The sequence below is a fragment of the Sphingomonas sp. genome (assembly GCF_964263785.1).
Taxonomy (GTDB): Bacteria; Pseudomonadota; Alphaproteobacteria; order Sphingomonadales; family Sphingomonadaceae; genus Sphingomonas.
This window is the reverse complement of the sequence record NZ_CAXVWL010000095.1, coordinates 24,007-30,760: the sequence shown is the minus strand read 5'-3', so window position 1 is coordinate 30,760 and position 6,754 is coordinate 24,007. Positions and strand designations below refer to the sequence as shown.

Sequence of the window (6,754 nt, the reverse complement as noted above, 5' to 3'; positions counted from 1 at the left end):
GACAGGAACACAGGCGCGTACCGGGTCGGCCCGAAGGCGCCCGCGCCGGTGCGAATGCGACCGTTCTCGAGGTTCTGGACAAATGCTTCGATCAGATACTTGTCCTCCGGCGCGTTGTAGCGGATCGCGAGGTCGGTCTTGGTATAAGCGTCCTGCTCGTCGAAATCGTTGCCGTAGAAGACAGGCTGGCCCGATGCATTGACGCGATTGGTGCGATCGCCGTTGAAGAAGGTCAGATAGCTGCGCGTCTCGTAGTGCAGTGTGGCGCGCGGCGTGATGCTGCCGCCATTCGCCAGGTTGAAGTCGTGCTCGTAAGTCGCGGTCGCCGAGAACCGCGGCGCGTGCGCCAGTTCGTTGCCGCGAAGCTGACGCTGCGCCGTCGGATCACCCGAATTATCAAGCCGTCCGTCCACGCTGACCAGGCTCTTCAGCCGCGTCCGTTGCACCGTGCCGGCAAGTTGCAGCCGGTCGTCGTCGGTGAAATTGGCGGTGAGCTCCGCTTCGACACCGTAAGAGGTGGCGCCGCGTGCGTTCTGCGTCGAGACCTGGCTTGCGATGATGTTGCCGTTCGCGTCACGCGTATTCACCACCTGATTGACCTGGTAGCCCTTGAAGTCCGAATAATAGCCGGCAAGGTTGAGCGTGAGCCTGCGGTCGAACAGCCGCGACTTCATGCCCAGCTCGTAATTGGTCAACGTCTCCGGGTCGGTGGTCTGGCCGCCATCCTGTATGTTGCCCGACTTAAAGCCGGTCGAGACGCTGGCGTAGCCGAGAACGTCTTCCGCAAGATCGGCGTCGACGCGACCGAGCCAAGTCAGCTTGTCCCAGCTGCCCTTCACGTCGTTGTTGGAGATGGAGAAGTTGCCGCCCTGCGCGTTGAGGAACGCCAGCAGTTCGGCAGCGCTGGCGTTCGGCAGCACGCCGAAGATGTTGACAGTGCACGAGGGATCGCCGGGAGCGGGACAGCCAAAGGCGGTGACGTTGCGGCCGCCCTTATCCTGCTTCTTGTCCTTGGTGTAGCGCAGCCCCCCCGTCAGGCGCAGCGCGTCCGTGGCGTTCCAAATCGCCTGGCCGAAAGCGGCGCGCGATTCGATCTGACGATTGGCCTGGATGAACGAGCCAACGAACGATCGCGTGCCGCCGAAACGGTAGCCGTCGCGCTGGTCGACGTCGAAGCGGATCCGGTTCGTCTCGTGGGAGAAATAGCCGCCAAGGATCCACTCGATCGTTCGCTCGCCCTGGGACTGCAACTGCACCTCGTGGCTGTTGAACTCGAAGCGCGAGTTCACGGTGCGATTCTCGCCAAAGCCGCCGAGAAACAGCTGAAGTCCGCTCGCCGGGTCGAAGCCGCCGGTTGGCGGCAGCGCGCCAGCATCCGCGTCAACCTGCGTGCTGCCGCCGATCCGGTTATAGCCGGCGATGTAGTTGACGCGGATCGCGTCGGACAATCCCAAGCTGACGTTCGACCGGATGCTCGCCGCATACCGGTCCTGGTCGGGCACCGTATCCGCAAGGACCGAGAAGCGCTTTGTCCCTGGCCGGGGCGTCTGCAGAAGGGCGATGATCGGCCCCCCCGTGTCCTTGAAATACTCGCCGGAGAGGTCCCAGCGGAACTGGGCCGACGGCTCGAAACGGCCGCTCAGCCGAACCGAACGCTGCTCGCGTCCGTAATATTTCTTGCCGGTGGTGACAAAGGCGGCGCGGTCGACGTTGGTAACCACGGGAGGTTCCTGGAAGTCGACGTAGCCGTCGTTCTGCTCGGTGACGAACGCAACACGGAAGCCGAGCTTGTCGTTGACCGGCAGGTTCAACGCACCGCGCACGCCAAGCCGGTCGTACGCGCCGGCCACCGCGTCCACATTGCCGTAGAAGCTGTCCAGCGTTGGCTTCGCCGATACGATGCTCAGCGCGCCAACCGTGGCGTTGCGGCCGAACAGCGTGCCCTGCGGCCCGCGCAGGACCTCCACGCGCTCCACGTCGTAGAACAGCGTGGACGCGCCCTGCGCGCGCGGCGAATAGATTCCATCGATGTAAATCGCGACTTCTGGATCGGCGACTTCCGTGAAGGCGGTGTCGTTGCCGATGCCGCGCAGCGTCAGGGTGATCGCCGACTGATCTCCCTGCTGGTTGAACTGGAGGCTGGGCACGAAGCGTGACAGGTCGGTGACGTCGCGGACCTGCTGGCGGTCGAGGGTCGCCTGGCTGAACGCAGACACCGCGATCGGCGTCTTCTGCAGACTCGTCTCGCGCCTGGTTGCTGTCACGATAATGTCGCCGGTGCTGTCGAGGCCGGGCCGGTCGCCAGCGGTCTGGGTTTCGGCGCGGCCGCTGTCGGCGGTGGGACTCGGGTCGCCCGTTTGCGGATCGACCTGGCCGCCCGCGGTCTGGACGGGTGCGGCCGCGGGAGCCGCCTGGGCGAGCACGACGCCATTGCAAAGAACCGTCGCGAGCGCCGCGCCGGTCAGCAGGTTCAACCTGTTCATTCGATCCTCCCTGTTCGCCCCGGTTTATCCGGGTTGGTGGCGAAACTGACCAGGTCCGACATCGATGTCAACGTGAAAACCGACATCGATGTCGGTTTTCACGTTCTTGCATTTCCTCATTGCTCCGGTCGGCGTAACAGGGTGCGATGATCGCCTGTTTCTCCTGTTTCGCCTGGTCGTGCTTCCTGGAACCACACGCGGTCGGGGTTCGAGCGTGACAGGGTCGGTGTCGATCAAGGATGTGGCCGCCAAGGCCGGCGTATCGCCGAAGACCGTGTCCCGGGTGATCAACGGCGAGCGCCATGTCCGTCCGGAGGTGAGGGCGGCCGTACAGCGGGTCGTATCCGAGCTCGACTACCGGCCCAACGCTTTTGCCAGAAGCCTGTCGAGCTCGCGGTCATACCTTCTCGGCCTGTTCATCGACGATCCGAGTTCCGGCTACGCCGCCGACGTCCAGAGGGGGGCGCTGCTGCGCTGCCGCGACCGGAGCTATCACCTGGTCGTCGAGCCGATCGATTTCGGATCGGGCGATTGGGCGAAAGCCGTTGCCGAGAGCATCCTGGCACTTCGCCTAGACGGCGCCATCTTGACGCCGCCGGCCTGCGATCGAGCGGACCTCCTGGACGTACTGGATTCGCACGCGCTTCCCTATGTGCGGGTGTCTCCGCGTGGGAACGCGGATCGCTCGGGACTCGTCTGGATGGACGATGTCGCCGCGGCGCGCGAGATGACCGAACATCTGCTCGCACTGGGGCACCGCGACATCGGTTTTGTTCGAGGTGATCCCGAGCACAGCGTCTCGCAGCGGCGGTGGGATGGGTTTCAGGCCGCGATGGCGGACGCCCGGATCGTTCCGCGTGAGGACCGGGTCGCGCCCGGTGACTTTTCCTTTCTGTCTGGGCTCGCCGCCGGTGAGCGGTTGCTTGGCGCTCCGGAGCGCCCCACCGCCGTCTTCGCCAGCAACGACGACATGGCGCTCGGCGTTTTGATGGCCGCGGTCAAGCTGGGCCTGTCGGTGCCGGACAGCCTGTCGATCGCCGGGTTCGACGACGCGCCCACATCGCGCGCGGCCTGGCCCCAGCTGACGACCATCCGCCAGCCCAAGGCGGAGATGGCGGCGGCGGCGGTCGATATCCTGGTTGATCCTCGATATCGCGACGATGTTGGCGCCGGCGCATACAGAAAGCTGCTGCCATTTGAGTTGATCGCGCGGGGCAGCACTGCCCGGGCCGTCTACTGACCTGATCCATTCTCGGCCGTGCTCGCTCATCACAGCCATCCAAGGCGGGGCCAGCTCAGGTGTTGGTTGCGGCCTTCCGCTTAACCGCATTCCACAGGCGATGTCATGCCAGAACAAGGCACGCCCTTGCGGTAGCTCGCAATACTCTGCGCCATCGCTGGCCACAATGAGCCGATGGTGAACATGAACAGGCGTCCGCTTCTGGGTCGTTAGCGGACCCTTGTGCGTTCCGTTCACAGGAGGCCGACATGACCCATGACCCCGATCGCGACGACGAGCCCTCAGCCGACATAATCGATACTCCTCAGGTACCGCCGGCGTCGCCCGAGACCGAGAATATCGAGGACGAGGGCGAGCCGCTGGGCGCGAACCTGGCCTAGCGAAGACCGGCGTCGCGTATTCGGGAGCGGCTAGAGCCGTTTGCGATCACACCGCATCATAGCCGGCGTGTCTGAAGTAGTTTTTGCATTGGTTTGGCGGGAAGTCGTCGAGGAGGGAGCCGATGCGGGTCCAAAGGCCTTCGCGGGTACGCTCGCCGGCTTTTCGTAATAGGTGTTTGAGCTTGGCGAAGACCATCTCGATCGGGTTCAGGTCGGGGCTGTAAGGCGGCAGGAACAGCAGCGTTGCCCCGCGGGCCTCAATCGACGCGGCAGCTTCTACGCCTTTGTGGCTGGACAGGTTGTCGAGGATCACGACGTCGCCGGGCTTGAGTTCGGGCGCGAGGTACTGGCGAACATACTGGGTGAAGATCGCGCGGTTCATCGGCTCATCGACGACGAAGGGGGCGACGATCCCGTCACGGTCCAGGCCTGCAAGGAAGGTCGTGACCTTCCAGTGCCCGGCGGGGGCGTAGCCCCGGACCTGCTTGCCGCGCGGGCCGCGGCCGTAGCGCCGGACCATGTTGGTGGTGACGCCGGTCTCGTCGAGGAAGATCAGGCGCTTGGTGCCGAGCACTGGCTGCATCGCCCGCCATGCCTCACGCCGCGCCACTACGTCCGGCCGGAGCTGCTCGGAGGCGTAGACGCTTTTTTTTGAAGCTGATTCCGTTGCCTGTGAAGAAGCGGCTCAGCATTCCTGCATCCGCCTTCACCCCGTGCTCGGCCTGCAACCGATCGGACACCGCCAGTAGCGTCAGGTCGGGCTCTGCTGCGATCAGCGCCAGCAGCCAGGGCCGGTGCCCCGACAGGCGCGACCGCCGGTCGCCGCCTTGGGCCAACGCACCGCGCCGACCTTGCCGCAGCGCCTGAAGCCACCGCACCGCCGCCGCGTCGCTGATCCGATAGCGTCGCGCCGCTTGGCGGCGGGACAAACCCTCTTCCTCAACCGCAGCAATCACCCGATCGCGCAAATCCTGCGAATACGCTCTGGTCATCCATGCCGACCTCCAACAGCCAGCACGTTGAATCAGAACTCAACCCCTTTGTGAATCCCCCCCGACTCCGTCAGATCACAAACCGCTCTAATATTCTCCACCCGCCGCATCGAGCGTGGCTAGGAAGCGCGCCGCCTGCGCCCGCATCTCGGCCTGACGCTCGGGTTCGGCGCGCCGCCAATTGCGGAAGGGCATCTGCAGCCTCGCATTGTCGCCAAGCTTGCCCTCGTTCCTGGCCAGGAAATCCCAGTAGAGCGCATTGAAAGGACAAGCGTTCTCGCCGGTGCGCTGCTTCACGTCGTAGCGGCAGGTGCGGCAATAGTCGCTCATGCGGTCGATGTATGCGCCGGAGGAGGCGTAGGGTTTGGAGCCTAATAGGCCACCATCGGCGAACTGGCTCATGCCGAGCGTGTTGGGGAGCTCGACCCATTCGTAGGCGTCGGCATAGACTTCCAGATACCAGCGGTGGACCTCCGCCGGGTCGGCCCCGATCAGCAGCGCGAAATTGCCGGTGATCATCAGCCGCTGGATGTGGTGGGCGTACGCATGGTCTAGCGTTTGGCCGATCGCCTGGGCGAGGCAGTGCATGTCGGTCTCGCCCGTCCAGTAGAAGCCCGGGAGCGCGCGGGTCGCGTTCAGGTGGTTGCGGCGGACGTAGTCGGGGCCTTCGCGCCAGTAGATGCCGCGCATGTATTCGCGCCAGCCGATGATCTGGCGGATGAAGCCTTCGGCGCTGTTGAGCGGAACGCTTCCCGCGCGATACCGTGCCTCGACCTCCCGGCACAGCGCGAGCGGGTCGAGCAGGCCCGAGTTGATGTAGGGCGACAGGATCGAATGGTAGAGCCACGGCTCGCCGGTCAGCATGGCGTCCTGCGCTTCGCCAAAACGGGGGAGGGCGTGGTCGAGGAAATGCGCCTGCTGGCGGAGCGCGTCGGCGCGGGTGGTGGCAAAGTCGAAGGCGTCCAGGCTGCCGACGTGGCCGCCGAAGCGCGCCTCGACCAGCGTCAGGACGTCGCGGGTTACGCGATCGGGCTCGAACGACAGCGGACGCGGCATCAGCAGGTCGCGGGCGGCGGGCTTGCGATTGTCCTTGTCGTAGTTCCACTTGCCGCCTGTGGGCTTTGCGCCATCCATCAGCAGCGCGGTGCGTTTGCGCATCTCGCGGTAGAAATATTCCATCGTGAGCACTTGGCGGCCGTCGGCCCACGCCTCGAACTCGCCGTGCGAACAGAGGAAGCGGGTGTCGGGGCGGATGGCGACGGGAATGCCGAACAGCGTCTCCCAGCTGTCGAGCATCGCGGCGACGCGCCATTCGCCCGCTTCGGCGACGACGATGCAGTCGGGCGCGTGACGCTGGATCGCGCGCGCGACCTCGCCGGTGAAGCTGCCGGTGTTGTCGGGATCGTCCAGGGTTACATAGTCGACTGTCCAGCCGTGGGCGCGCAGATCGTCGGCGTGATGTCGCATCGCGGAGAGGATGTAGGCGATCTTGCGGCGGTGGTGCGCGACGTAGGTCGTCTCGTCGGCGACCTCCATCATCAGCACGACCGTGTCCGCCGGGTCGGCGCGCCTCAGCGACGACAGGTCGTGGCTGAGCTGGTCGCCGAGCACGGGCACCAACGTCACGGCTCTTGGCGTTTTCATCGGTTCGCCGACATC

The 6,754-nt window shown here is 65.1% G+C and carries 5 protein-coding genes; 2 read left to right on the top strand and 3 right to left on the bottom strand.

Features of this window, described 5'->3' with window-relative positions; all coding sequences use genetic code 11:
* Positions 1 to 2,483 (bottom strand): TonB-dependent receptor (locus ACE5C1_RS12855; protein WP_374944472.1); only part of this gene is annotated, 2,483 nt, incomplete at its 3' end.
* 88 nt (positions 2,484 to 2,571) lie between these two features.
* On the opposite strand from ACE5C1_RS12855, the gene ACE5C1_RS12850 reads away from it, so the two are divergent.
* Together ACE5C1_RS12850 and ACE5C1_RS12845 are read left to right on the top strand one after the other, a co-directional pair.
* Positions 2,572 to 3,723: a LacI family DNA-binding transcriptional regulator gene (locus tag ACE5C1_RS12850; protein WP_374944471.1), complete on the top strand. Its 1,152-nt coding sequence runs from the start codon at positions 2,572 to 2,574 to the stop codon at positions 3,721 to 3,723.
* Positions 3,724 to 3,971: 248 nt separating this feature from the next.
* The gene (locus tag ACE5C1_RS12845) at positions 3,972 to 4,103 is read left to right on the top strand and encodes a hypothetical protein (protein ID WP_374944470.1); all 132 of its coding nucleotides are present in this window, start codon (positions 3,972 to 3,974) and stop codon (positions 4,101 to 4,103) included.
* A 46-nt stretch (positions 4,104 to 4,149) separates the two neighbouring features.
* Here ACE5C1_RS12845 and ACE5C1_RS12840 read toward each other — a convergent pair.
* Both ACE5C1_RS12840 and ACE5C1_RS12835 read right to left on the bottom strand, forming a co-directional pair.
* Positions 4,150 to 5,095, bottom strand: a protein-coding gene (locus ACE5C1_RS12840) for an IS630 family transposase (RefSeq protein ID WP_374944469.1) whose coding sequence is annotated in 2 segments (ribosomal slippage) — positions 4,150 to 4,759 and positions 4,758 to 5,095 — 948 coding nt in all. Because the reading frame shifts where the segments join, the coding sequence is not laid out codon by codon here.
* 87 nt (positions 5,096 to 5,182) lie between these two features.
* Positions 5,183 to 6,739: a cryptochrome/photolyase family protein gene (locus ACE5C1_RS12835; RefSeq protein WP_374944468.1), complete on the bottom strand. Its 1,557-nt coding sequence runs from the start codon at positions 6,737 to 6,739 to the stop codon at positions 5,183 to 5,185.
* Between the last annotated feature and the right edge of the window lie 15 nt (positions 6,740 to 6,754).